The organism is Streptomyces zhihengii (genome assembly GCF_016919245.1).
Classification (GTDB): Bacteria; Actinomycetota; Actinomycetes; order Streptomycetales; family Streptomycetaceae; genus Streptomyces; species Streptomyces zhihengii.
Window position 1 is genome coordinate 1 of sequence record NZ_JAFEJA010000007.1, and the last position, 1,610, is coordinate 1,610.

Here is a 1,610-nt window from a genome sequence, read left to right on the forward strand (position 1 = left end):
CGGGGGACGGCTGCGTCCGGCGCGGGCGGGCGGTGCGACCGGGCGCCAGGCCCGTCCCGTGTGGACCGGCGGTGCGACCGGGAGTCGGTCCCGTCCCGTGTCGACCGGCGGGAGCCGAGCAGCAGGACGACAGCGCCCAGCAGGCAGCCGGCGACCCCGGCGGCGGTCCAGCCGCCCGGTGCCCCGAGGGCGAGGGCGGCCGCGGCCCAGGCCGCCACCGCGGGCGGCACCAGCCGGAGGTCGGCCGGGCCGTCCTCACGAGGGTTCGAGGCTCCGAGGCGGCCCGCGTCCGCGTGCACGGGGGCGCGGGGCGGTGGCACGGCGGGTGCGGTGGCTGCCGGCGAGGGGATTGCGGGGGCCGCCGTGGCAGGCCGTGCGGGCCCCGGCGTCATGGCCGCACCCGATTGCGCAGGTCGGCGAAGCGCCGGTCGCCGATCCCGTTGACCTCGCGGAGTTCGTCGACGGAGCGGAATCCGCCGACGCGGGTGCGGTGGTCGACGATGTGCTGGGCGAGGACCGGGCCCACGCCGGGCAGCGTCTCCAGCTGCTCGGCCGTCGACGAGTTCAGGCTGATCGGCGCGGCGGGGGCCCCGGCGGAAGCCGGGCTCCCCGGGGCCGGGCCCCCCGCGGCGGACACCGCGCCGGGGACGCCGACGACCACATGCTCGCCGTCCGTGAGGACCCGCGCGCGGTTGAGCCCGGTGAGGTCGATGCCGCGCTCCGCTCCCCCGGCCGCTGCCAGGGCGTCCTCCACCCGCGCCCCGGCGGGCAGCCGCAGCACCCCCGGGCGGCGCACCTTGCCGCTGACGTCGACGACGATGCGGGCGTCGGGCGCCGGTGCGGTCGCCGCCGGCTCTGTGGTGCCCGGCGGCGGGTCCGGCTCGGCCAGGCCCTCCTGTGCCGCGCCGGCCACGCCGTGTGCAACGACCTCCGGAGCCGCGACGGACTGTGGCCGGCCGCTCCAGAAGTGCTGGGCGGCGAAGAGGGCGGCCACCACGAGCACGACCACCAGGGCGGCGAGCGTGCGCCGTTCCAGACCGCAGCGGAGCCGGAACCACAGGGGCAGCCGCTCCCGCGTCGCCGCCCAGCGCCACCCTGACGCATCGGGCGGCGGCCCGGGCTCCTCGTCCAGGACGTCCAGGACCGCTCGGGAGGGCCCGGGGTCCTCGTCCAGGACGGTTCGGGAGGGCCCGGGGTCCTCGTCCAGGACCGCTCGGGAGGACCCGGGGTCCTCGTCCGGCGCGGGCTCGGCCGAGCGCCGCCGCCGGGCGGCAGTCGGCAGCGATGCGGCATTCCTCTCGTCCAGGGCAGCGCGGGACGAGAGGCTGCCGCCCCGGGCCGCCGCCCCGAGCCCCCTCGGACCGGCCCCGGAGGCAGCGCGCGTATCCAGGCCTGTGCCCGCACCGGGACCCGTGACAGAGGCGGCTCCCACGTCGATGGCCCGACTCCGGGCCGGACCGGCACCAGCCGCCCCGCTGGGAGCGGAACCCGGGCGAGGCACGGGCCCCGCACCCCAACCGGGGCGCGCCTCCGTGCCATTCCTCGGGGCCGACCCGGCGCCGGGCCCCGTGCCGGAGCCGGGCCCCACCTCCGTGCCCCGGCCGGCGGCC

The 1,610-nt window shown here is 80.1% G+C and carries 1 protein-coding gene and 1 pseudogene; both read right to left on the reverse strand.

Annotation, left to right across the window (positions count from 1 at the left end; translation table 11 throughout):
• Nucleotides 1-320 (reverse strand): annotated as a pseudogene (locus JE024_RS40765) (ComEC/Rec2 family competence protein); the annotation flags it as partial.
• A gap of 68 nt (nucleotides 321-388) precedes the next feature.
• On the reverse strand, nucleotides 389-1,432 hold the full coding sequence (locus JE024_RS40770; RefSeq protein WP_244883825.1) for a ComEA family DNA-binding protein: 1,044 nt from the start codon (nucleotides 1,430-1,432) through the stop codon (nucleotides 389-391).
• Nucleotides 1,433-1,610: the final 178 nt, after the last annotated feature.